The organism is Rhodospirillaceae bacterium (genome assembly GCA_028819475.1).
GTDB lineage: Bacteria > Pseudomonadota > Alphaproteobacteria > Bin65 > Bin65 > Bin65.
This window is the reverse complement of record JAPPLJ010000043.1, coordinates 24,669-46,329: the sequence shown is the minus strand read 5'-3', so window position 1 is coordinate 46,329 and position 21,661 is coordinate 24,669. Positions and strand designations below refer to the sequence as shown.

General features: G+C 67.6%; 22 protein-coding genes. 9 read left to right on the top strand and 13 right to left on the bottom strand.

Features of this window, described 5'->3' with window-relative positions; translation table 11 throughout:
- The first annotated feature begins 371 nt into the window (after window positions 1-371).
- On the top strand, window positions 372-992 hold the full coding sequence (locus OXM58_13670; protein ID MDE0149413.1) for an arylesterase: 621 nt from the start codon (window positions 372-374) through the stop codon (window positions 990-992).
- Between the two features lie 230 nt (window positions 993-1,222).
- Here the strand turns inward: OXM58_13670 and OXM58_13665 are convergent, their stop codons facing one another.
- Entirely contained in the window at window positions 1,223-1,567 is a 345-nt protein-coding gene (locus OXM58_13665) for a hypothetical protein (protein ID MDE0149412.1), read from the bottom strand.
- Window positions 1,568-1,598: 31 nt separating this feature from the next.
- A complete protein-coding gene (locus tag OXM58_13660; GenBank protein ID MDE0149411.1) occupies window positions 1,599-3,020 on the bottom strand; it encodes a hypothetical protein in 1,422 nt (473 codons plus the stop codon).
- Between the two features lie 206 nt (window positions 3,021-3,226).
- Between OXM58_13660 and OXM58_13655 the strand changes: the two genes are divergently transcribed.
- A complete protein-coding gene (locus OXM58_13655) occupies window positions 3,227-4,483 on the top strand; it encodes a tyrosine-type recombinase/integrase (GenBank protein MDE0149410.1) in 1,257 nt (418 codons plus the stop codon).
- Between the two features lie 25 nt (window positions 4,484-4,508).
- Window positions 4,509-5,045 (top strand): RNA 2',3'-cyclic phosphodiesterase, encoded by a 537-nt coding sequence (gene thpR / locus OXM58_13650; GenBank protein ID MDE0149409.1) that lies wholly within the window; start codon window positions 4,509-4,511, stop codon window positions 5,043-5,045.
- 43 nt (window positions 5,046-5,088) lie between these two features.
- Here the strand turns inward: thpR and OXM58_13645 are convergent, their stop codons facing one another.
- Window positions 5,089-5,217 (bottom strand): hypothetical protein, encoded by a 129-nt coding sequence (locus OXM58_13645; protein ID MDE0149408.1) that lies wholly within the window; start codon window positions 5,215-5,217, stop codon window positions 5,089-5,091.
- Window positions 5,218-5,512: 295 nt separating this feature from the next.
- Between OXM58_13645 and OXM58_13640 the strand changes: the two genes are divergently transcribed.
- The 3 genes from OXM58_13640 to OXM58_13630 all read left to right on the top strand — a co-directional run bounded on the left by OXM58_13640 (window position 5,513) and on the right by OXM58_13630 (window position 8,016).
- On the top strand, window positions 5,513-6,166 hold the full coding sequence (locus OXM58_13640; protein ID MDE0149407.1) for a glutathione S-transferase family protein: 654 nt from the start codon (window positions 5,513-5,515) through the stop codon (window positions 6,164-6,166).
- A gap of 252 nt (window positions 6,167-6,418) precedes the next feature.
- A complete protein-coding gene (gene dapB / locus OXM58_13635; protein ID MDE0149406.1) occupies window positions 6,419-7,228 on the top strand; it encodes a 4-hydroxy-tetrahydrodipicolinate reductase in 810 nt (269 codons plus the stop codon).
- A 35-nt stretch (window positions 7,229-7,263) separates the two neighbouring features.
- Entirely contained in the window at window positions 7,264-8,016 is a 753-nt protein-coding gene (locus tag OXM58_13630; protein MDE0149405.1) for a hypothetical protein, read from the top strand.
- A 78-nt stretch (window positions 8,017-8,094) separates the two neighbouring features.
- On the opposite strand, the gene OXM58_13625 is transcribed toward OXM58_13630, so the two are convergent.
- Window positions 8,095-8,589 (bottom strand): DUF2244 domain-containing protein, encoded by a 495-nt coding sequence (locus OXM58_13625; GenBank protein MDE0149404.1) that lies wholly within the window; start codon window positions 8,587-8,589, stop codon window positions 8,095-8,097.
- Window positions 8,590-8,625: 36 nt separating this feature from the next.
- Here OXM58_13625 and nth point away from each other — a divergent pair, with 36 nt between their 5' ends.
- The 3 genes from nth to OXM58_13610 all read left to right on the top strand — a co-directional run bounded on the left by nth (window position 8,626) and on the right by OXM58_13610 (window position 10,304).
- The gene (gene nth, locus OXM58_13620) at window positions 8,626-9,258 is read left to right on the top strand and encodes an endonuclease III (protein ID MDE0149403.1); all 633 of its coding nucleotides are present in this window, start codon (window positions 8,626-8,628) and stop codon (window positions 9,256-9,258) included.
- A gap of 108 nt (window positions 9,259-9,366) precedes the next feature.
- Window positions 9,367-9,729: a DUF2384 domain-containing protein gene (locus tag OXM58_13615; GenBank protein ID MDE0149402.1), complete on the top strand. Its 363-nt coding sequence runs from the start codon at window positions 9,367-9,369 to the stop codon at window positions 9,727-9,729.
- Between the two features lie 20 nt (window positions 9,730-9,749).
- Window positions 9,750-10,304, top strand: a complete 555-nt coding sequence (locus tag OXM58_13610; GenBank protein ID MDE0149401.1) for an RES family NAD+ phosphorylase — start codon at window positions 9,750-9,752, stop codon at window positions 10,302-10,304.
- 9 nt (window positions 10,305-10,313) lie between these two features.
- Here the strand turns inward: OXM58_13610 and OXM58_13605 are convergent, their stop codons facing one another.
- The 9 genes from OXM58_13605 to OXM58_13565 form a co-directional block, all read right to left on the bottom strand.
- Window positions 10,314-11,888, bottom strand: a complete 1,575-nt coding sequence (locus OXM58_13605) for an AMP-binding protein (protein MDE0149400.1) — start codon at window positions 11,886-11,888, stop codon at window positions 10,314-10,316.
- Window positions 11,885-13,126: an acyl-CoA/acyl-ACP dehydrogenase gene (locus OXM58_13600; GenBank protein ID MDE0149399.1), complete on the bottom strand. Its 1,242-nt coding sequence runs from the start codon at window positions 13,124-13,126 to the stop codon at window positions 11,885-11,887. The genes OXM58_13605 and OXM58_13600 overlap by 4 nt, the downstream gene beginning before the upstream one ends.
- A 9-nt stretch (window positions 13,127-13,135) precedes the next feature.
- On the bottom strand, window positions 13,136-13,948 hold the full coding sequence (locus tag OXM58_13595; protein ID MDE0149398.1) for an alpha/beta fold hydrolase: 813 nt from the start codon (window positions 13,946-13,948) through the stop codon (window positions 13,136-13,138).
- Window positions 13,945-14,994 (bottom strand): 2,5-dihydroxypyridine 5,6-dioxygenase, encoded by a 1,050-nt coding sequence (locus OXM58_13590; protein MDE0149397.1) that lies wholly within the window; start codon window positions 14,992-14,994, stop codon window positions 13,945-13,947. Before OXM58_13590 ends, OXM58_13595 begins: the two co-directional genes overlap by 4 nt.
- A 137-nt stretch (window positions 14,995-15,131) precedes the next feature.
- Complete coding sequence (locus tag OXM58_13585; GenBank protein ID MDE0149396.1) at window positions 15,132-15,419, bottom strand: putative addiction module antidote protein; 288 nt, start codon at window positions 15,417-15,419, stop codon at window positions 15,132-15,134.
- A gap of 160 nt (window positions 15,420-15,579) precedes the next feature.
- Window positions 15,580-16,326 carry a hypothetical protein gene (locus OXM58_13580; protein MDE0149395.1) on the bottom strand — a complete coding sequence of 249 codons (747 nt, stop codon included), beginning with the start codon at window positions 16,324-16,326 and terminating at the stop codon, window positions 15,580-15,582.
- A 31-nt stretch (window positions 16,327-16,357) separates the two neighbouring features.
- A complete protein-coding gene (rpoD, locus tag OXM58_13575) occupies window positions 16,358-18,697 on the bottom strand; it encodes an RNA polymerase sigma factor RpoD (protein ID MDE0149394.1) in 2,340 nt (779 codons plus the stop codon).
- A gap of 248 nt (window positions 18,698-18,945) precedes the next feature.
- On the bottom strand, window positions 18,946-20,757 hold the full coding sequence (dnaG, locus tag OXM58_13570) for a DNA primase (protein ID MDE0149393.1): 1,812 nt from the start codon (window positions 20,755-20,757) through the stop codon (window positions 18,946-18,948).
- Window positions 20,758-20,938: 181 nt separating this feature from the next.
- Entirely contained in the window at window positions 20,939-21,397 is a 459-nt protein-coding gene (locus OXM58_13565; GenBank protein ID MDE0149392.1) for a GatB/YqeY domain-containing protein, read from the bottom strand.
- Between the last annotated feature and the right edge of the window lie 264 nt (window positions 21,398-21,661).

The following is a 21,661-nucleotide window of genomic DNA, read 5'->3' as shown; positions in this document are numbered from 1 at the left end:
CCAGAGAATCACACTACGGACAGGTTGAGAATCCCCTTTCGCAGAGAAATCCTCTTCAGAGGGGGAAGTGGCCGAGCGCAGCGAGGTCGATGGGGGTGTCGTGCCGTTCGAGCAGGAATGGCTGCCCGGCGGTGCGTGCCCGGCGCCACTGCACCCCCACCCAATTCCTGTCCGGGCCTCCCCCTCTGAAGAGGGGGAGGGATAAGGCGGAATTGCATATCCCCCCTCCCCTTGGGGGAGGGGGTCAGGGGGAGGGGTCTGCGGCGGCTGGCGCTTTGCCGGGATCGGACATCGGCGCGGCGGCAGGCGACCCCTCCCCTAACCCCTCCCCCAAGGGGAGGGGGATTCGAATCGCACCTTTCCGCAGGGGTATGCTCTGGGCCTGCGCGCTTGCGCTGGTGTGCGGGCTGGGTTGGGCGGCCCCGGCGCAGGCCGCCGAACGCACGCTGCTGGTGCTGGGCGACAGTCTGGGCGCCGGTTTCGGGCTGCCGGCGGAACAGGGCTTCGTCCCGCGGCTGGAGGCGGCGCTGCGCAGCCGGGGCCACGATATCCGGGTGATGAACGGCAGCATCTCCGGCGACACGACGGCCGGCGGCCGGGCCCGGCTGGGCTGGGCGCTGTCGTCGAAGCCGGATTTCGTCATCGTCGCGCTCGGCGGCAATGACGGCCTGCGCGGCCTCGATCCGGCCGAAACGCGGGCCAATCTCCGGGCCATCCTGGCGCAGTTGACGGAACGGAAAATCCCCGTCCTCCTGGCCGGGATGAAGGCGCCGCGCAATCTCGGCCCGGAGTACGAAGCCGCCTTCAACAGCGCCTGGCCGGAGCTGGCGCAGCGCTACGGCGCCGTGCTCTATCCCTTCTTTCTCGACGGCGTGGCGCTGGATCCGGCACTGAACCAGCCCGATCTCATCCACCCGAACGCGGCCGGCGTCGCCGTGATCGTCGAGCGGATTCTGCCCTACGTCGAAAGGCTCCTGGCGGGCGGCGGCTAGGGGGCGCCCCTCGATACGGCGCTGGCGCGCCTACTCGGGATGAGGGGTTTTGATGCGTTTACTCACCTCACCCTCACCCTGAGTAGCCCCGGCCCCGGCCGGGGCGTATCGAAGGGCCTGCCCTGTGCTTGCCGAAGGAGCCCCGCAAAAAAGGAGGCCCGGATGTCGCCATCCGGGCCCGGAATTTTGTTCGGGAAGCGGGACCGGCCCGCCCCGGCCTTGAGCCGGGGTCAGCGCCGGACCTTGGTGGGCTTGCTCGGGCCCGCCGAGCGGCCCGCCTCGCCCTCGCGGTAGAGGACGAAGCCGCCGTCCTTGCCGCTGAACAGGCCCGGGCGCTTCCTGTACCGCTCTTCCGGCGTCTCGTAACCCGGCCCGCGGCTGTATTGCGACAGCCGCCACCAGGGGCGCTTCTTCTCGCCCTCCGCCCCGGACTCCGGTCCGGGGCCGGCCTCGGCGTCGCCCGTCCCGGCCCTGGCGGTAGCCCCTGCGGAAGACGTCTCCGCAGAGGGGCCGGCGCAAGCGCCGACCGCCAGGGCCAGGGCGGCGACGGCCGCGAGCGGGAGAAGACGGGTCACCGGTTCGCGCTCCCGTTACGCCGCTATCCGCCTAGAACTTGACGCGGATGCCGCCGAGAACCACCAGCACGCCGTCGCGCGCGACGGAACACTTGGCCCCGTTCTGCACGCCGGCGACGCCGCCTTCTGCGGTGCCATCTCCATCGGGATCGAGGGTGGCGTCCCAAGAGGAGGCGCCGCAGGTGGTATCGAAGGTGGCGTTCGCGTCGAGTGCCGGGGGCGTGTAAACGCCGGTGGTGCCATCGACTGAGCCAACAGCAGCGAGGTCAGTAGCGGTGCCGGCTTCGTGCGCCACCGTGTACGCCCCGTTGCCCGTGTCGTAGGACACGCCGAAATAGACGTCCGCCGCGGCGCTATCGACGTTCTGATGGACGCCGACCCAGTAGTTGGTGGTGGTCGAGTAGTCGCCCTTCTTGTAACTGGCGTAGCCAATCGTGAGGCCGGTGGCGCCGGCCTCCATCAGCTTGCCGGTCCAAGAGACGTTGGCCATCCAGGCGGTATGCTTGGAACCGGGCGTCCTTGCCGCCGCCTTGGCAGAGGTTACCATGACGCCGGTCGTGTAGGCCGATTCGTCGTCGTCGGTAGCGGGATTGTCGGCCGTCGTCAGGAAACTCCCGACCATACGCGACATGGGCGTCGCCATCGTCATCCCGGCCTTCGTCAACGCCTGGGTATAGGCGCCGTTGACGCTGAACCCGGACGCGTTGTGCTTGACGCCGCCCGACACGCCGAAGCTGTTGATGTCGCCGCCGCCCATGCCGGCGTTCGGCTGATGGCGGTAGCCTGCGCCGAGCGCGATGCTGATGTCCTTGGACATGCTGGCCGGGCTGCTGAACGAAATGCCCGCCGAGTAGCTCTTGGCCTGCGTGTAGGACACCTGCATCCCGACGCCCATCAGGTTCGGCGTCTTGTAGAGGATGCGGTTCTGCCGCCCGCCCAGGCCGACATTGCCCGGCATCCCGATGCGGCCTTCGGCGACCATCTTGTCCGAATTCGGCACCAGCCCGGTGCCCGTCGTGCCGATATTGAACGTCAGGCCGGCGGCGGTGAAGCCGGTATAGATCGCCGGGCCATGGGCGTGAATGCTGTGACCGAGCGACACGGTGCCGAGGTCCTTGTTGACGATGTCGATCAAGGAATGCCGGACGCCGACGGTGCCGCCGGAGCCCTGGGCGCCGTCGTCGCTGAAGCCGGTGCCGTAACGGCCGCCGCCGGCGCTCATCCCCCACTCGGACAGCGCGACCGCCGAAGTGTTGGCGTTCAGCTTGCCGACCGCCCGGATGCCGAAGCGCGACACCGATTCGTCGTTATCGACGCTGTGGATGTCCGACTTGCCGCCCGAGGACGCGAACCGGACCGCCCGGTTGACCCAGCCGTAGATCGTGACCTTCACGCGGCTGTTGCCCGACTGTACATTCTTGTCCGGGCCCTTCGCCATCATGGCGGACTTCATCTGACTCTTGAGGAGCGTGACCTCATGATCCTGCAAACGGCAATGCCTGAATCGGATAACCCATTGATGTTATTCGATTCTGTGAAAATACCGGTTCGGCCGCCTTGCGGGTTTTCGACCCCTCAGGCGGCGAATTTGTTTGCCAGATGTTTGCCGTAAGGTAGGATCGGTACGATCGAAAAGGGTTGAAAACCATGGCAAACCGCATGTCCAAACTTACCGACCGCGCGGTCGGCGCCATTGCGGCAAACGATTCCGACGCCGTTTACTGGGACGGGGAGCTGACCGGCTTCGGCGTCCGGGTCCGCGCGTCGGGCCGGAAAACCTGGGTGCTCCAGACCCGCGTGCGCGGCCGGCTGCGCTGGTTCACCCTCGGCCATTACGGCGCGCCGGGCATCGAGACTCTGGGCGCCGAGGCGGCGCGGGCGCAGGCGCGGCAGCTCCTGGCGCTGGCGAAGCGGGGCATCGATCCGCGCGAAGACCGGGACGGGGACCCGGATGCGTACAGGGCGCCGTCGCCGTCGGTGGCGGCGCTCGGGCGCCGGTTCCTGGAGGATTACGTTCCGGACCATTGCAAGCCGGGCACCCAGGCGCACTACCGCCGGATGGTGGAGAAGTTCATCGTGCCGGCGCTCGGCGACATGCCGGCCGGCGACGTCCAGCGCAAGGATGCCGCCGAACTGCACCACAGCATGCGCGCCACGCCCTACCAGGCCAACCGGATGCTCGGCGTCCTGTCCAAGATGTTCGTCCAGGCCGAGATCTGGGGCTGGCGGCCGGACGGCTCGAACCCCTGCCGGCACATAAGGCAATACAAGGAACACAAGCGGGAACGATTCCTGTCGCCGGAGGAGATGGCGCGCCTGGGCGCGGTTCTGCGCGCGGCCGAGGAGGAAATGCCGGCGGCCGTCGCCGCCTTCCGCCTGCTGCTGCTGACGGGCTGCCGGAAGTCGGAAATCCGCGACCTGCGCTGGGAGCATGTCACGGCGGACGCGATCGAACTGCCCGACGCCAAGACCGGCGGGCGCGCCGTGCCGCTGGGGCCGGGCGCGCGGGCGGTGCTGGAGTCCATTCCCCGGACGCCGGGCAGCCCCTGGGTGTTTCCGGGCCGGTTTCCCGACACCCATCTGGTCGATCTGCAGGGGCCGTGGAAGATCATCCGCAAGCGCGCCGGGCTGGAGGACGTGCGCATCCACGACCTGCGCCACACCTTCGCCTCGCAGGCGCTGGCGCTCGGCGAGAGCCTGACCATGATCGGCAGGCTGCTCGGCCACACCCAGGTCCAGACCACGGCCCGCTACGCCCACCTCGCCCGGAACTCGATCCAGAGCGCCGCCGCGCGCATCACCGACAGCATCGGCGACCGGATCGGCGGCAGTCCGGACGGCGGTATGGACGGCAGGAGAGACGGCAGCATGGACGAGGCCCCCGCGCAGCACGGCGGCCCGCCCGGCGCCGTCTGACGCGCCCCCTGCCGGAACCCCGTCCATGCTGCGCCTGTTCGTCGGCCTCGAACTGCCGGAAGACCTGCGGGATACGCTCGCCATGCTGGAGCGCGGCATCCCCGGCGCGCGCTGGATCGAGTCCGACAACTACCACATCACCCTGCGCTTCATCGGCGAGGTTGCCGAGGACCAGGCCGAGGATATCGATTCCGCGCTTGCCGGGGTGCAGGCGGCGCCGTTCGCGCTGTCGCTCGCCAGCGTCGGCCATTTCGGCAAGCTGCGCAAGGCGCGCTCGGTCTGGGCCGGGGTCGAGGCGAACGAGGCGCTGGACCGGCTCCAGGCCGGCGTCGGATCCGCCATCGTGCGCGCCGGATTTCCGGCGGAGGCGCGAAAGTTCCGGCCCCATGTCACGCTGGCCCGCATCAAGGGCGAAACCGGGCACCATGTGGCGAACTTCCTCTCCGAGCACGGCGATTTCCGCGCCCCGCCCTTCGAGGTCCGCGCCTTTATCCTCTACGAAAGCCAGTTGAGCCGCCACGGTGCGCAATACCGGGCTTTGCAGAGCTACCCCCTGGGCTGAAGGGGGGGGTCGGGGCGCCGGACCCGGCCGGGCGCGGCGCGGCTCAATTGAGCCCGATCGCTTTATCGAAGGCCGGCCGGGCCGCAATCCGGTCGATGCAGGCCTTGAGATCGGGCATGTCGTCGCCGACCGGGACCGACCGGCTCGCCATGTAGCAGGCGTGCCCGAGCATGATGTCGGCCGCGGTGAAATCGCCGACGGTGCAGTCCCTGCCTGCCAGCGCCCCATCGACCGGCGCCAGGGACCGGCGCCAGGGACCGGCCGGGCAGCCGGAGCGCCCGCCTCACGACCGCCTTTACCCTGCTGCCCGGCAATGTTATCGCCACCGGCACCATGTTCTGCCCGGGCCACCCCCCGGCGCGAGGCCGGCAGGACCGTGCGCATCGAGATCGGGGGCGTCGGCCATATCGGAAATCGCGTCGAACCCGATCCGGGCGTCAGCTTAATCCGTCAGACCGGAGCGCTCCATGACCAGCATCAAACTCTACTACTGCCCGCGCGCCTGTTCGCGTGTGACCATGACCGCCCTGGAAATGGCGGGGCTGGCGTATGACGACCAGCTTGTCAACATCTTCGAGGGCGAGCAGAAGTCGCCCGAATACCGGGCGGTGCATCGCAGCGGGAAGGTCCCGGCGCTGGTCGTGGACGGCAAACCGGTCACCGAGAATGCCTCGATCCTGATCATGCTGGACGCGATGGCGCCGGACGCGGGCATCCTGCCCGGGACGAATTCGCCGCTGGAGAAGGCCGTCCAACGCTCCGACCTCGTCTGGTGCTCGGCGACCATGCACCCGATGGTCCGCCAGATCCGCATGCCGATGCGCTACACCGACGGCGAGACCGACGGCATCTACGCGCACGGCACCGCCCAGCTGAAAGACGCCCTCAAGGAGGTCGAACGGCGGGTCTCGGACGGCCGGTGGTTCTACGGCGACGCGCCGTCCATCGTCGACGTCTATCTGCACTGGCTGGTGACCACTGCGGCGTCTGCCGGCTTCCCGATCGACGAGTATCCGGCGATCGTCGCGCACAGCGCGCGGGTCGAGGAAATCCCGGCCTTCCGGCGGGCGATGGCGCGGGAGGCCGAAGGCGTGAAGACAGCGGGGATTCAGCTGCCGTAGCGGACCTTCCGTCCGGCGGGCCGGTACCGGCGCGAAATCGGCGCCGGCGCACGGGCATCGGCGCACGGGCATCGGCGCACGGCCCGCGGCGTCGAATTTCCGGGACCCGCGGCGGCGGTCCGCGTCGCCGGCGCGCCCGGCAGGCCGCTCGGAACGCGGCGGAATCCCTCGGGAGGGAGGATGTCTTGCGCGGCCGGGCGGCGTGGCTTAGGCAGGGCGGGTAGCGGCGTTTCGGGACAGGAGAGCAGCGCCATGGGCGATTGCCGGATTGCCGTCCTCGGCTGCCGGGGCCGGATGGGGCAAATGCTGGTGCGGGAAATTACCGCCGCCGGGGGCTGCACGGTCGCGGCGGCAACGGAATTGCCGGGCGACGAGGCGGTCGGCCGGGACGCCGGCGCTCTCGCCGGGCTTGATCCCCTCGGCGTGACGGTGGGCGACGATACAGGCGCGGCGGCGGCGGCGTGCGACGTGCTGGTCGATTTCACGGTGCCGGCCGCGGCGGCCGGGCACGCAGCGGCTGCGGCTGCGGCCGGCGCCGCGCTCGTGATCGGCACGACCGGGCTGGAACCTGAACAGACCGCCGCGCTGGAGGCCGCCGCCGCCACGGTCCCGGTGGTTTACGCGCCCAACATGAGCCTTGGCGTCAATCTCCTTTTCGCCGTCACCGAGCGGGTCGCGGCTGCGCTGGGCGACGACTGGGATGTCGAAATCGTGGAGATGCACCACAGGCACAAGGCGGATGCGCCGTCGGGCACAGCGCTCGGTTTCGGCCGCGCCGCCGCCCGGGGCCGCGGCGTCGACCTGGACGCCGTCGCCGACCGCGGCCGGGACGGCGTCACCGGCGCGCGCCGGCCGGGCGATATCGGCTTCGCCGTGCTGCGCGGCGGCGATGTCGCCGGCGAGCATAGCGTGGTGTTCGCGACGGAGGCCGAGCGCATCGAACTGACCCACAAGGCCGGCAGCCGCGCCATCTTCGCCCGCGGCGCGGTGCGCGCGGCGCGCTGGGCGGCCGGGCGCGCCCCGGGCCTCTACGACATGGCGGACGTGCTCGGCCTGCGCTGAGGCTGTAGCCAGGAAAACAAAACGAAAGTTTCGTAATGTCGAGCGCTAAAGGCAAAATATCAAAACATGACAAGCAGTTATTGAATCTAGATCAATGGCTATTTCATGCGCCGCCGAAAGGAAGAAAAGCACACTGGAAGGATGGACGCAGCGCCAAAGAAATCGCCCGACTGTGGCTGGAAGCAATACCCCACCTTCCTCTCACTATCGAAGAGACGCTTCTAAACTGTGCCGGTATTGGAAGGCTTCATTCTTGGTGTGCTGAGCCTGAAGCCATAGTTCCGTTCGACAAATTCCGAGGGCCGGCCAATCTCGATATGCTACTCACCTGTGAGGACGAGCGTGGACAAATTGTAATCGGAATTGAAGCTAAAGCCGACGAGACGTTTGGGGGTACGATCGGCGAAACGCTGTCAAAGGCACACGCACGGTTAAGGGCCAAGCCCCGATCGAAGGGTGTCGAGAGGATTTACAAACTGGCAACGCTCTTCGAATTGAATTTGGACAATCGCTCAGTTCTGGAGCTCAGGTATCAACTGTTGACCGCCACAGCGGGAGTCCTCGCAGAGGCAGACCGCCAATCGGCAACGCGCGCTCTAGTTCTCATCCACGATTTTGTGTCGCATCGCACGGAAACCGAGAAACGTGTTCGGAACGCTCGCGATTTGAATTGTTTTCTCCGCGAAGTATTTGGTTACAGAGGTTCGCTACGGCCCGGCACGACGACTGGCCCCTTTGATATCAATGATATTCAGTTATACTTTGGAAAGTCGCAAACTGAGTGCTAACCGGAGCGGCAGTCTTTTTCGTCACTGCGGAAATTCTTGGAAATCTAACCCGATTGCGAATAAGTACAGCCCCCGGCGTCAGGCCGGCGCCGCGCGCATCCGGTGCAGGGCGTTCTCCAGCGCGTCGGCGACCTCTCCGCGTTCCCGCGGGCTGAGGAAAGCGCCGACAACCAGCCGCCGGCCGTGAGACGAGAGCGAGAGCTGGCTTTCGTGCCGGACCGGGCGGGGCAGCGACACCCGCACCCACCAGGGCTGGAACGACCAGCGCTGCTCGCGGCCGGAGGGATGGATGCGCTTCACCTCCAGCGCGTCGCGGGTCAGCCTGAGATATTCGAACATCGCGCCGCTGCGGTAGCTGGCCCGGAAGGCGAGCCAGATCAGCAGCACGTCGAGCCCGAAGAAGCCGAAGACCGGCCAGGCGCCGATCGAGACGAAGACGATGCCTGCGACGAAGGAAAGCGCCAGCAGTCCGCCCATCAGCCAGCGGAAGCCGCGCGGGCTGAGGCTGCGATTGGGCCGGAGTTCGGCGTCGAGAAAGACCGGCGACGCGTTCATGGCGGAACCATAACCCATTCGCCGTTTCGTGGTAAGGTTTGCGCCATGGGGGCTATGAAGAAAGCCGATATCGTCGAGATGTACCGCCGCCTCGAGGCGCAGCGGCCGGCGCCCAAGGGCGAGCTGGAGCATGTCAACGCGTATACGCTGCTGGTCGCCGTCGTCCTGTCGGCCCAGGCGACCGACGTCGGCGTTAACAAGGCGACGAAGGCCCTGTTCGCCCAGGTGACGACGCCGGAGCAGATGGTGGCGCTCGGCGAGGCGGGGCTCAAAGAGCATATCCGCACCATCGGCCTCTACAACGCCAAGGCGAAGAACGTCATCGCGCTCAGCCACCTCCTGATCGAGAAACACGGCAGCCGCGTGCCGCAGGACCGCGCCGCGCTGGAGGCCCTGCCCGGCGTTGGCCGCAAGACGGCGAACGTGGTCCTGAACATCGCCTTCGGTCAGCCGACCATCGCGGTCGACACCCACATCTTCCGGGTCGGCAACCGGACCGGCCTGGCGCCCGGCAAGACGCCGCTCGCCGTCGAGCAGAAGCTGGAGAAGGCGACGCCGCCGCAATTCCGGCAGCACGCGCACCACTGGCTGATCCTGCACGGCCGCTACGTCTGCAAGGCGCGCAAGCCGGACTGCCCGGCTTGCATCGTCAACGACCTGTGCCGCTTCAAGGGCAAGACGGTGTGAGGCTGCTGCTGGAGCGCCACGTTGCGCCAATTGAAATGTCATGAAAAAATTGTATATAATACGCAATACAAATTGCTACAAACTGGCTATGCCGAGGGGAAGCGAACGATGGCGGGTGCGAAGGCGGCGGTCGTGAGTAACGCGGTCGCCCGAAAGTTGGAGTCGATCCGCACCAAGGGCGCGATGCGACATGTCGAGGTTGCGAATCTGCTCGGCACGCGGCCGGAAACGGTTTCGCGCTGGAATCAGGGCCGTGCCTACCCGCATGCGAAGACCGAAAGGACTCTGCTGGAGTTCGAGTTCATCGTGGACGAACTGTCCGACTTCTACGAGCCGAACGAGGCGCGGCAGTGGATCTTTTCTCCGCAGAAGCACCTGAAGGGCTCTTCGCCGGCCGAACTCATCCGGGATGGCCGGATCGATGAGGTGCGGCGCCTGGTCAATCAGCTTCGCGACGCGGTTTACATTTGAGCGGTAACGGTCGGCGCGAGGTGATCCACGATCAGTCTCTCGTCGATCGCCTGAGCCAGCTTCGACAAGAGCGCTTTGAAGGCGAGGTTTTCCGTGCCACCCGTGTCGGCGCAGACCCGACGGCGCCGTCGATCAGCGGCGGACGGTGGGCGCCGCCTCCGCAGGGCGATCCCGGTGTCTATGTTCTCTATACGAGTCTGGATCGGGACGGGGCGCTTGCCGAAGTCGCCACTTTTCTCGCCGGATTGACCCCGATCCCCGGTCCGCGCCCGATCAAGGTAACGCGCCTCGCCGTTACGGCATCTCGGTCCCTGCGCCTCGCGCGCCCGGACCTGCCCCGCTTCGGCGTCGATATCAACCGTTATGGAAAGCGGGACTATGCCCAGACGCAGAAAATCGGCGCGGCGCTGGCTTTCCTGGGTTTCGACGGGTTAATCGCCCCTTCCGCGCGATGGGATTGCGAAAACTTGATGATCTTCACGGAGAATCACGCCCTTTCCGAGCGTCTCGAACCGATCTCAGAAGAAGAAATCGAGTGGCGGGATTGGGCACAGGAAAACGGGCTGATTCCCTGACGGCCGGTTTCAGCGACTGCGCCCCAACCGCCCCGCCACCAGCGCCTCGCGCAGTTCGAACTTGCGGACCTTGCCGAGGGGGGTGCGCGGCAGCGGGCCTTTCGTAATGACGACTGCGCGCGGGCGCTTGTAGCGGGCGAGCCGGCCCTCGAACAGCGCCAGGACCGAGGACTCGGTGACCGCGGCGCCCGGTTTCGGCACGGCGATGCAGACCGGGGTCTCGCCCCATTTTTCGTCCGGCCGGCCGACCACCGCGAACTCCGCCAGGTCCTCCGACCCGGCGAGGATCCGCTCGAGTTCCGCCGGGTAGATGTTCTCGCCGCCGGAGACGATCATGTCCGTCTTGCGGTCCTCGACGAAGAAATAGCCGCCGCAGTCGACCCGCCCGAGATCGCCGGTCCGGAGCCAGCCGTCTTCGGTGAAGGCTTCGGCGGTCGCGTCGGGATTGCCCCAGTATTCCGTCATCAGGTTGGGGCCGCGCAGCCATATCTCGCCGATCTCGCCGGGCGCCGCTTCCCGGCCGCTGTCACCGGCGACGATCTTCGCGTCGCAATGCAGCACCGGCTTGCCGGCCGAGGCGCTGCGGGCGAAGCCGTCGGCGACCGGCAGCGCCACCGCGGTCGGGCCGCTCTCGGTCAGGCCGTAGACCTGGTTCACCGGCAGGCCGCGGGCGTGCCACGGCGCGAACAGGGCCGGCGGCACCGAGGACGAGCCCATGCAGACGCAGCGCAGGCCCGACAGGTCGGCGTCGCCGAAGTCCGGCAGGGCGAACAGGGCGCGCGCCATGGTCGGCACGATGGCGAGCAGGGTCGTCCGCTCCTCGACCAGCGTTGTCAGAACCGCCGCCGGGTCGAACCGGCGATGGAGCGTGACCGTCGCGCCGGCGCGCAGGGCCGGCAGCGTCTGGATGTTCATGCCGCCGACATGGAACAGCGGGATCGCCGTCAGGATGCGGTCGGCGCTGGTGAACTCGAAGACCGACTGGCCGTTGAGTGCCGTGTAGAACAGCGCCTCCTGGGACAGCACCGCGCCCTTCGGCCGGCCGGTCGTGCCCGAGGTGTAGACGATCTTCACCGGGCCGCGCAGGTCGGCCCGCAGGCCGGGCGGCCGGTAGCCCGCTGCGCCGCGAAGCTGCGCAAGATCCGGCCAGCGGGGATCGCCGCCGGCGTAGGTCGCGAGGCGCAAGGACGGCAGCGCCGCGGCGAGTTTGGCGGCGTGGTTGCAATAGTCCGGCTCGACGAACAGCAGGTCGGCGCCGCAGTCCCGCAACTGCCACAGATGCTCCTCGACTGTCAGGCGGCCGTTCAGCGGCACGAAGATCGCGCCGAGGCGGGCGCAGGCGAACAGCAGATCGATCATCTCCGGCGCGTTGACGCCCAAATGCGCCACCCGGCCGCCTTCGCCGATATCGAGATCGCCGGCGAGCGCCCCGGCGGTCCGGCCGATCCGCTCCTCCAGCGCCGCGTAGGAGATGCCGGACCCTTCGAAGCGGATGGCGGTATCGTCCGGCGCCCAGCCGGCGCGCTGTGCGATCCAGCCGGAAATGTCGGTCTGGCTGCGTCCCGCTGCCGGTCCGGCCGTCATTTTTCGCCGCGTTCGAACAGGCTCTCGCGGCCCAGCCGCTCCAGGCAGATTTCCGCGGTCCAGGGCAGCATCAGCGAGCCGCAGCGGCTGTCGCGATACCAGCGCTCGATGTCGAAATTCCGGAAGATCGCCCGGCCGCCGCAGGTGCGCAGGCCGAGGCGCGCGATATCGTTGGCGTATTCCATGACGGTGAACTGGGCGGCGTAGGCGCGCAGCCGGTCTTCCTTGGCCGGGCGCAGCCGGGCCTCGCTTATCGCGCGCCGGAACAGGGCCGTCGCCTGCTCCAGCTTGAGGCGCATCTCCGCCACCGCGAGTTGCTTGGCCGGGCTGTGCCGGGCCGGGCCGGCCGGCGGCGCACCCGGGACCTCGCCGCGCAGATAGTCCACGGTGAACTGAAAGGCGGCGTGGGCGAGGCCGAGATAGGTCGGCGTCAGGGTCATGAACATGTGCGGCCAGTTGAGCGCGGCCTGGTAGTAGAGGCCGTGGGGCAGCATGGTCAGCGCATCCGGCACGAAGACATTCTCGAACCGGATCGAGCGGCTGTCGGTCGGCCGCATGCCCATGACGTCCCATTCGCCGAAGATCGCCACGCCCTCTGCATCGGCCGGCACCGCGAGGAACATGGTGTTCTGCGGGACCGGCTCGACGCCTTCCTGCTGCAGCGTGCAGACCAGGCCGTAGTGGCTCGCCGCGCCCGAGAGCGACGCGAAATGCTTGATGCCGTCGACCCGGTAGCCGCCCTCGACCGGCCGGGCCGTCGTGCCGAACGCGGCCTTGCCGGCGGCGGCCGCGCTGTCCGGCTCGGAGAAGGGCTGGGCGAACAGCATGCCGTCCTCGACCACGCGGCGGAAAATGTCCGCACGGCGGATGTTGTGCTGCGCGCGCACATCGTCCGGCATGTCCAGCTCGTCCGCCATCTGCGACGCCCACAACAGGGTGCAGGCATGCATATTGAAGGTGAGCGCGGTCGCCGGGCACCAGCGGCCCAGCTCCGCCGAGACCAGGGCGTAGGTTTGGTAGTCGGCGCCCATGCCGCCGTGGGTTTCGGGGATCGTGAGTGCGAAGAAGCCGGCCTCGCGCAGGTCGGCATAGTTCTCGAACGGAAAGGCGTTGCGCGCGTCGAAATCGGCGGCGCGCGGGCGGAAGCGCTCGCGGCCGAGTTCGCGCGTCCGGCCGATCAGGTCCTTCTGCCGGGCGGTTGCGTCCGCCCCGTGGATGTCCATGAGTGCAGCGGACATGCAGCCTGTCTAGGTCCGGTCCGGGTCATGCCGGGGAATGTCCTGCAGGAAGCCGCCGATTTCGGCGTTGAACGCCGCCGGGTCTTCCATGTTGGCCAGATGGCCCGCCTCGGCGAGACAACGGTAGCGCGCGCCGGGAATCGCCCCGGCCATCCGTTCCATCGTCCGGGGCGGGGCCAGCATGTCGTGTTCGGCCGCGAGTGCCAGGGTCGGACACGCGATGCGCGCCAGATCGGCCTTGCGGTCGAAATGGACGATGCAGTTGAGCGCCTGGCGATAGGTCGCCGAAGACAGCGCCGCCATGCTCGCGACGGCGCGCTCCACGGCCCCGGGCGGCGGTTCGGGGCCGAACAGGCTCGGAACCAGCGGCCGGGCAATATCCCCCGGCGTCAACCCCCGGTCGAGCGGCGCGAGACGGTCGGCGAGGAATTTCATGCGGAAGAGCGCATCGCGCCCGCCGAACGAGGCGCTGGTGGCGAACAGGACCAGCCCCCGGACGCGCTCCGGATAGCGGGCGGCGATCTCCTGGGCGATCATGCCGCCCATCGAATGGCCGACGATGACCGCACGCCGGACCCGCTGCGCATCGAGCAGCCGGATCGCCGCCGTGGCGAGGGTTTCGAAAGTCATCTCGGCCAGCGGTGCGGAATCGCCATAGCCCGGCGCGTCCCAGGCGAGGCCGCGCCAGCCTTCGGGCAGGGCGGGCAGATTGTCGGTGAAGCTGCCGGAGTCGCCGCCGATGCCGTGCAGGAAGAGCGCGGTGTCCGGCCCCGCCCCGGCCCCGATGCAGGCCGGGACGTCCGGCAGCGGCGGCGCGTTCATGCGGCGAGGTCGCCCTGCAAAACGCCCCGGTCGACGACCGTTTTGCCGTCCAGCGATACCGTGCAGTGGCGCAGCGGCAGGTCGAAATGGCCGAGGGTGTGCCGGCCGGCGACCTCGTTCGCGCCGGTCGAATAGAGGAAATTGCCGGCGAAGGCGCGCAGCTCCGTGCCGTTGAAATCCGTCTTGTCGTAGAGCGCCATCGATTCCCATCGCGCCGCCGGGTTCATGCCCCAGCCGACATGGCTGACGGCATAGGCCTCGCGGTCGCCCCAGGCGGCGATGTAGGCGCGGAACAGGTCGGCATCGAGATTGTCGCCGGCGATGTCGGTGACGTAGTCGTCCTCGATCGTCAGCGTCACCGGCGCTTCCATATAGCGTTTGAGGGTGAGATTGACGTCGCCGCGGTCGAGCACCAGCCGCCCGTTGACGCTGCCGGTCGCCGGGAAGCACAGGCACAGGCCGCCGGGCCAGTGGGTCATGGTGCCGGGGCGCTTCGTGAAGCCCCAACCGCCGCCCGCCGCCGCGCCCGCCACCCGGATCGTGAGGTCGGTGCCGGCGTCCGACGCGACGCGCATTTCCGAGGCCGCACGCAGCATCTTGATCCCGGTCTTCACCCGGCCTTCCAGTTCGGCGTCAGGCGCCAGCCGCTCCAGCGCTTCGGGGTGCTCGTTGGAGATCATCAGGCCGCGCGTGCCCTTGCCGAGGATCGCCGGCAGTTCCGGCGCATGCAGCATGCCCTCGACGGTGCAATCGACGAACAGGGCCGCCGCGCCGAGCGCCTCGATCACCGGCGCCAGCCCCTGCACCGCGTCGCTCGCCCCGGTCGAGCGCACCGGCACGGGCGCTGACTGCGGCGGCGTCGGCAGCACGACATGGAACGGCCGGGCGCCCATCGCGCTCAACGCCAATTCCGCCAGCTGCACGTTGATGCCGCGCGACTGGCTCTCCGACAGGATGGCGACCGCATCGCCGGGCTCGACCGCGCACAGGCCGAACACCGTCTCGAACGCCCGGATCCACTTGGCCTCGATCCGCTCCTGCATCATGGCATCCTCCCCCTCGACTTCCGGGCCGCTACGCTCTGGTCAGGCGACAGCAATACGCCAAGCTGCGGGCGGAGCCAACGGGGATGGGGGCGCGGTGCGGTCTTCGAAGAGGCGACCGGCCAAATTCGGCAAAACCGCTACGCCGTAATGCGGAGTTGCATCCCCAGCGCGCGCGTAATCTTCATTACCGTGGCGAAGGTGGGGTTGCCGTCCTCCGACAGGGCCTTGTAAAGCCCCTCGCGACTCAGGCCAGCTTCGCGCGCCAGACGGCTCATATTTTCCGCCCGCGCGATGTCGTTGAGCGCCGCCCGGATCAGGCTGCCGTCGCCCGGGTCCTCCTCGGCGCAGGCCTCCAGGTAGAGCTGCATATCCTCCCGCGTGCGCAGATGTTCCGCAGGGTCCCATTTCGCGAAGGTTTCGGTCATGTCCGTCTCCAGTCCTGCGCCAACCGGCGGGCGCGCTCAATGTCGCGCCGCTGACTGCCCTTGTCGCCGCCGCAAAGCATCACGACCGTCGCGCTCTCGGGGAGGAAGTATAAGGCGATCCGGTTCGACCGGGATAACAGGCGCATGGGAATGGTGGCGTCTAGCCGTCCCCGGTATCGAGTATCACCGGCACATGGTCGCTCAGGCCCTTGCCATTCATGCCGGTGCCGGGGGCGACCCAGTCGTCGTAGCGTCCGATTTGCAGGTTGAAAGTCCGCTTCGTCCAAGTGCAGGGCACGAAGATATAGTCGATGTGGTAGGTGTCGCCGTCCTTCCTGCGCTTCTTCCAGTAGATGGTCGGAGTCGTTTCTTTCCCCTGCGCCTCGCTCTTGGCTGCATGATAGGCGCTGACCAGGCAGTAGTCGTCCAGAGTATTGAGGCTGGCGCGGAAATTGCCCGCCCAGCCGTCTTTGTCCCAAATCACGTTGTGGTTGAGGTCACCGGCGAGCACGGCGTCTTCCTTGGTCAGAAACTGGCGATAGAATTCGGCGCCTTCGTTCAACGGCCCGCGTTGCGCCTTGCGCAATCCGTAGGTGAAGGCCCAAACCGCGAGTAGATTGAAACACCGCGGCTTGGTGACTTCGACCGGGAGCAACAGTTTCAGATTGTGATCGAACTGTTGGTGCCGCCGCCCGGCCCAGCCGTTGAAGAAGAAAACTCCAACCCCCCAATTCGGATGGTCACCGTGCCAGACCGGCGGGGCGGAAAATTCCGGCAGGCGGCATTTCCGGTCCAGCACTTCCGGGGCGGCGCATTCGGAAATCACGGCCACGTCCGGTTGGAGCGTCAGAAGTCGGTCAATTTTGTTGTGAAACGCTTTGGCGCAATTCCAGGCTACAATCCGCATCTGGGTATCTTATTCGTTCCAAAAATTTGCGTCAGGTATCCAGGAAACTCCGCAGCTTCCGCGACCGGCTCGGGTGCTTGAGCTTGCGCAGGGCCTTCGCCTCGATCTGGCGGATGCGCTCGCGGGTGACGGAGAATTGCTGGCCGACCTCTTCGAGCGTGTGGTCGGTGTTCATGCCGATGCCGAAGCGCATGCGCAGCACCCGCTCCTCGCGCGCGGTCAGCGTCGCCAGCACCCGGGTCGTCGTCTCGCGCAGGTTGGACTGGATCGCGGCGTCGAGCGGCACGATGGCGTTCTTGTCCTCGATGAAATCGCCGAGATGGCTGTCTTCCTCGTCGCCGATCGGGGTTTCGAGCGAGATCGGCTCCTTGGCGATCTTGAGGACCTTGCGCACCTTCTCGAGCGGGACGTGCAGCCGCTCGGCCAGTTCCTCCGGCGTCGGCTCGCGGCCGATCTCGTGCAGCATCTGGCGCGAGGTGCGGACCAGCTTGTTGATCGTCTCGATCATATGCACCGGAATCCGGATGGTGCGCGCCTGGTCGGCGATCGAGCGGGTGATGGCCTGGCGGATCCACCAGGTGGCGTAGGTCGAGAACTTGTAGCCGCGGCGGTATTCGAATTTGTCGACCGCCTTCATCAGGCCGATGTTGCCTTCCTGGATCAGATCGAGGAACTGCAGGCCGCGGTTGGTGTATTTCTTGGCGATGGAGATGACGAGGCGGAGATTGGCCTCGACCATCTCCTTCTTGGCCTGGCCCGCCTCCCGTTCGCCCTGCTGGACGGTCTGTGAGATGCGGCGGAACTCGTTGACCGGCAGTTCGGCGGCGCGCGAGACCTCGGCGACGCCGGCGCGCAGGTCCTCGATTTCCAGCCGGTGCTTTTCCGAAAACTCCCGCCAGCCCGGCGTGTTGCGCTGCGCCATCCGGTCGAGCCAGCCCGGGTCGAGCTCCGAGCCGCGATACTGTTCGAGAAATTCCTTCCGGTCGACGCCGCAATCGAGCGCCAGGCGCATCAGCTTGCCTTCCAGGCCGAGCAGCAGCTTGTTCAGCTCCTTGAACTGCTCCACCAGCTCCTCGATGCGCTGGTTGTTCATGTGGATGCGCTCGACCAGGCCGACCAGCTCGTTGCGCACCGCGCGGTAGCGCCGCTCGGCCCGCGCGACCGGATCGTTGCCCTCGCGCATCGTCTCCAGCCGGGTCTCCTGGATCCGGCGCAGCTTTTCGTAGGTCTTCGCGATGGCGTCGAAATTCGCCAGCACCTCCGGCATCAGGGAGGCTTCCTTGGCGGCCAGCGACATGTTCGCGGCGGTGTCCTCGTCGTCCTCGTCGTCCTCGGGCGCGTCGCCGGCAGTCTCGCCGTCCTCTTCGCCGCCTTCCTCGCCGCCCTCTTCGCTGCCTTCTTCTGCGGGCGCCGCAACGAGGGCCCCGTCTTCGTCCTCCGGGCCTTCGGAGGCGTCCGGGCCCGCCGCTTCGTCCGCGCCGTTTGCGGACAGAACGGCGTCTGCCCCGGCGACGATCTCTCCAACTGCCGTCCCGTTCGCTCTCGCGACCGGTTCCGTGCCCGGCGGGCTATCCGGCGCCCTGTCCGGTGCGGTATCCGGCTCGTTGTCGTTGCCGGGCGCCGGGCCCGTGCCGGCATCGTCGCCGCTTGTATCCGCACCGGCCTGCTGCACCGCCGAGCCGTTCTGCGGATCGGCCGCGGCCTTGCCCGCGCCCGCGCCGCCGTTGCCTCCGGACCCGTCCCCTGCGATCCTGTCTTTCCCGTCGCCTTGTTCCGCGGCGCCGTTCGCTTCGTCGCCGTCGGCGCGGTTTTCCGACGGGCCGCTGAACGTCGCTTCGAGATCGATGATGTCGCGCAGCAGGACCGCGCCGTCCTGCAGCGCATCGCGCCAGGCGACGACGGCGCGCATGGTGAGCGGGCTTTCGCACAGGCCGCCGATCATCTTCTCCCGGCCGGCCTCGATGCGCTTGGCGATTTCGATTTCGCCTTCGCGGGACAGCAGCTCGACCGTGCCCATCTCGCGCAGATACATGCGCACCGGATCGTCGGTCCGGCCGACGTCGTCCGCGACGTTGCCCTTGCGCTCGGCCGGCTCGCCGGCGCCGTCCGGCTCCTTCTCGTCCGGGCTTTCGGCATCGACCACGTTGATGCCCATCACCGAAAGGCGGGCCAGAATGTCTTCGCGCTGTTCGTGGGTGACCCGGTCGGGCGGAATGGCGGCGTCGATCTCCTCTTCGGAGAGATAGCCCTGCTCCTTGCCTTTCGCGACCAGCTTCTTTTCCGCCGCCGCCAGCGCATCGATCAGCGCATCGTCGGTATCGTTCTGCGTTTCGGTGGAAACCGCCTGTGCCGCCGTGGCCTTGCTTGCCATGTAGCTCCGTCCCCAGCTTCGCGCAGCGCAGGCGCTCCGGCGCGCACGATATGATTATCCGCTCCGTTTTCGCAGGCTCCCCGCCGCGCCGCCCAGGCGTCGCGCGCACCCCGCGAATGTCGCCTTTTCCCCCGACGCGCCCCGGCCTGAAGGACCGGCCTGAAGGACCGGCCGCCGGTCCCGGACGCGTGCAGGCGACTCGCCGAGATATAGCCCCCTCATGCCGGACAACAAGTCCGCGGCCCGAGTCAGCCGGGCTCGGTCTCTTCCGGGGCCGCCGCCTGGCGCGCTATGTCGGACGCAAACTCGGTGAGCCGGGCAAATTCGGCATCGTCCTCGCGGTACAGGCCACGTTTCAGCCGCTGCTGCAGTTCCTCTGCCGCGGAAATCAGGTTCTGGCGCCGCAGTGCATCCTTCCAGGCAACTTCCAGCATATCCGGATCGCAGGCCGGATCCGCGAAGGGTGCGACTGCATAGATTTTTTGATTGCAGATATTGGCGATGGTTTTTTCGTGGTCCCTGGCGCGCAGAAGGTCTTTCAGTACATCAGGTTCGATATCTTCGGCGTGGCTGTGCAGCAGGATCGCATCCATCAACAGCCTTTCCAGTTCGCTTGATACGAAATTGACCTCGACCAGCCGCTCGCCGTATTCGCGGATCAACCTGGGATGGTTGAGCAGCGCCGCAACCAGCGCCTTCTGGGCATTCGAGACATTCTCTTCCGGAACAGCATCGGATTTCATCTCGATGATTTTCGCCTTGCCGGTTCTGTCCCGCTTGTTCCAGAGCACCGAGAACAACCGCTTCTTGAGGAATACACGATAGTAGAATTGCGTACTCCGCTCGGCCATTTGCGCAACGATGTCCTCGATTTTCTTCTCCACGATCAGCGCGAATTCCGGCGAGTCGATCGTCTGCGTCCCGGCAACGCGCCGCCACAGCGCTTCGGAGACTGACATCGCGCGTTCGACGAGGCGGCCGAAGGCCTCCGGGCCTGACAGGCTCACGAAGGAATCCGGGTCCTCGCCCTCCGGCAGGAAGACGAAGCGCGCCGTCTTGCCGGGGACCAGCCGGGGCAGCAGCCGGTCGAGCGCCCGGCCGGCGGCGCGGCGGCCGGCCTCGTCGCCGTCGAAGCACAGCACCGGCCCGGGCGCGAGGCGCCACAGCTCCTCGATCTGGCTCTCGGTGAGGGCCGTGCCGAGCGGCGCGACCGCACCGCCGAACCCGGCCTGGTGGAGCGCGATCACGTCCGTGTAGCCTTCGGTCACGATGACCTCGGCCCCTTTGCCGTCTGGGCCGTCGCGCACCGCTTGGCGCGCCTTGTCGAGCGCATAGAGCAGCCGCCCCTTGTTGAACAGCGGGGTTTCCGGGGAATTGAGGTATTTCGGCTGGATATCGCCGAGCGCCCGGCCGCCGAAGGCGATCACCCGGCCGCGCCGGTCGGCGATCGGAAAAATCACCCGGCCGCGGAAGCGGTCATAGCTGTCGCCGCCGTCCTCCGGTTTCACCAGCAGGCCGGCCTCGACCAGCATGGGCTCCGGGAAGCCTTCGCCGGTCAGCGCCTGTTTCAGGATGTTTCTCCCGTCCGGCGCCCAGCCGAGCCGGAATGCTTCGATCGTCTCCGGCTTCAGGCCGCGCCGCCGCAGATAAGCCAGCGCGTCGGCTCCGGCCGGTTCGTTGAGGCGCCGGCGGAAGAAGCGCAGCGCGGCTTCGCAGGCGTCCTGCAGGCTTTTCGCCCGCTCGGCGCGCTGGCGTTCCTCCGGCGTCGCCTGCGGCACCGCAAGCCCGGCCATGCCGGCCAGCTTGGCGACCGCCTCGGGAAAGGTCAGCCCCTCGGTCTCGGTCACGAAGCGGATGACGTCGCCATGCGCGCCGCAGCCGAAGCAATGGTAAAACGCCTTGTCGTCGTTGACGGTGAAGGACGGCGTCTTTTCGCTGTGGAACGGGCACAGGCCGCTGAATTCGCGCCCCTTCTTCGCCAGCTTCACCCGCTTCCCGACGACATCCGACACCGGCACCCGGCTGCGCAGTTCGTCGAGAAATTGGGGAGTGATCGCCATGCTGACAGTCTAGCACGAATCGGTCATGGCCGCCGCCCCCTTCGACAGGCTCAGGGCAGGCTTTCGATGCGCCGCTGCGCGGCTGCTCAGGGTGAGGGAGGGCATTCGAAACGACCGCGACCTTCCCTCATCCCGAGTAGCCCCGGATTTGATCCGGGGCGTATCGAGGGGCCGGCGGCGACTACAGCGCCAGGCGCGACTTCACCACCGCGCTCGCCTTGCCGAAATCCATCTGGCCGGCATAGCGTTCGCGCAGGGCGGCCATGGTGCGCCCCATATCCTTGATCGATTCCGCGCCGAGTTCGGCCATGATCGAGCCGATGACGTCTTCCATCGCCGCCTCGTCGAGCCGCGGCGGCAGGAAGCCGGTGATGATCGCGATTTCCTCGCGCTCCTGCTCGACCATTTCCAGCCGGCCGCCCTGCTCGTAGTGGCCGATGCTCTCCTCGCGCTGCTTCACCATGGTCTGCAGCATGCCGAGAATCTGGGTCTCGTCGATGCCGTCGCGAACGCCCTTGCCGCGGGCGGCGATGTCCCGGTCCTTCAGCGCAGCCGAAATCAGGCGCAGGGTCGCGGTCTTTCGCTGCTCCCGTGCCTTCATCGCTGCTTTCAGTTCGGCCTTGATGCGGTCGCGCAGCATGGCGTCAGCCATCTGTCCGTCTCCAGTCCCGGCCCGTACCTCAGGGCCCGTCCCAAACCCGATGCCGGGCGCGCCGGCAGTCTCCGGCCGCGCGTCAAGAGGCCGTAGAAATGCCATCGACTGGCCGCCGGAGTCAATGGAGCGGTCGCCGGCTGCGGCCCGAATGTGGCCCGAGTGTGGATATGTCGCCGGCTGGCGGCCCCGCACGTCGCCCCTTCCGCGACCGGCCGCTGTGACGAAATGCGGCCCGTTCGAAGGCGGGGA

Bases quoted from the DNA above. Each gene is read 5' to 3' on its own strand.
- nth (MDE0149403.1), top strand. From the start codon at position 8,626: ATGAAGAAAGCCGATATCGTCGAGATGTACCGCCGCCTCGAGGCGCAG.
- dnaG (MDE0149393.1), bottom strand. From the start codon at position 20,757: ATGGCGATCACTCCCCAATTTCTCGACGAACTGCGCAGCCGGGTGCCG.
- OXM58_13590 (MDE0149397.1), bottom strand. From the start codon at position 14,994: ATGATGCAGGAGCGGATCGAGGCCAAGTGGATCCGGGCGTTCGAGACG.
- OXM58_13565 (MDE0149392.1), bottom strand. From the start codon at position 21,397: ATGCTGCGCGACCGCATCAAGGCCGAACTGAAAGCAGCGATGAAGGCA.
- OXM58_13655 (MDE0149410.1), top strand. From the start codon at position 3,227: ATGTCCAAACTTACCGACCGCGCGGTCGGCGCCATTGCGGCAAACGAT.
- OXM58_13645 (MDE0149408.1), bottom strand. From the start codon at position 5,217: ATGCTCGGGCACGCCTGCTACATGGCGAGCCGGTCGGTCCCGGTCGGC.
- OXM58_13640 (MDE0149407.1), top strand. From the start codon at position 5,513: ATGACCAGCATCAAACTCTACTACTGCCCGCGCGCCTGTTCGCGTGTG.
- OXM58_13605 (MDE0149400.1), bottom strand. From the start codon at position 11,888: ATGACGGCCGGACCGGCAGCGGGACGCAGCCAGACCGACATTTCCGGC.
- OXM58_13625 (MDE0149404.1), bottom strand. From the start codon at position 8,589: ATGGGTTATGGTTCCGCCATGAACGCGTCGCCGGTCTTTCTCGACGCC.
- OXM58_13595 (MDE0149398.1), bottom strand. From the start codon at position 13,948: ATGAACGCGCCGCCGCTGCCGGACGTCCCGGCCTGCATCGGGGCCGGG.
- thpR (MDE0149409.1), top strand. From the start codon at position 4,509: ATGCTGCGCCTGTTCGTCGGCCTCGAACTGCCGGAAGACCTGCGGGAT.
- rpoD (MDE0149394.1), bottom strand. From the start codon at position 18,697: ATGGCAAGCAAGGCCACGGCGGCACAGGCGGTTTCCACCGAAACGCAG.
- OXM58_13630 (MDE0149405.1), top strand. From the start codon at position 7,264: ATGTCGAGCGCTAAAGGCAAAATATCAAAACATGACAAGCAGTTATTG.
- OXM58_13585 (MDE0149396.1), bottom strand. From the start codon at position 15,419: ATGACCGAAACCTTCGCGAAATGGGACCCTGCGGAACATCTGCGCACG.
- OXM58_13660 (MDE0149411.1), bottom strand. From the start codon at position 3,020: ATGAAGTCCGCCATGATGGCGAAGGGCCCGGACAAGAATGTACAGTCG.
- OXM58_13600 (MDE0149399.1), bottom strand. From the start codon at position 13,126: ATGTCCGCTGCACTCATGGACATCCACGGGGCGGACGCAACCGCCCGG.
- OXM58_13615 (MDE0149402.1), top strand. From the start codon at position 9,367: ATGGCGGGTGCGAAGGCGGCGGTCGTGAGTAACGCGGTCGCCCGAAAG.
- OXM58_13670 (MDE0149413.1), top strand. From the start codon at position 372: ATGCTCTGGGCCTGCGCGCTTGCGCTGGTGTGCGGGCTGGGTTGGGCG.
- dapB (MDE0149406.1), top strand. From the start codon at position 6,419: ATGGGCGATTGCCGGATTGCCGTCCTCGGCTGCCGGGGCCGGATGGGG.
- OXM58_13580 (MDE0149395.1), bottom strand. From the start codon at position 16,326: ATGCGGATTGTAGCCTGGAATTGCGCCAAAGCGTTTCACAACAAAATT.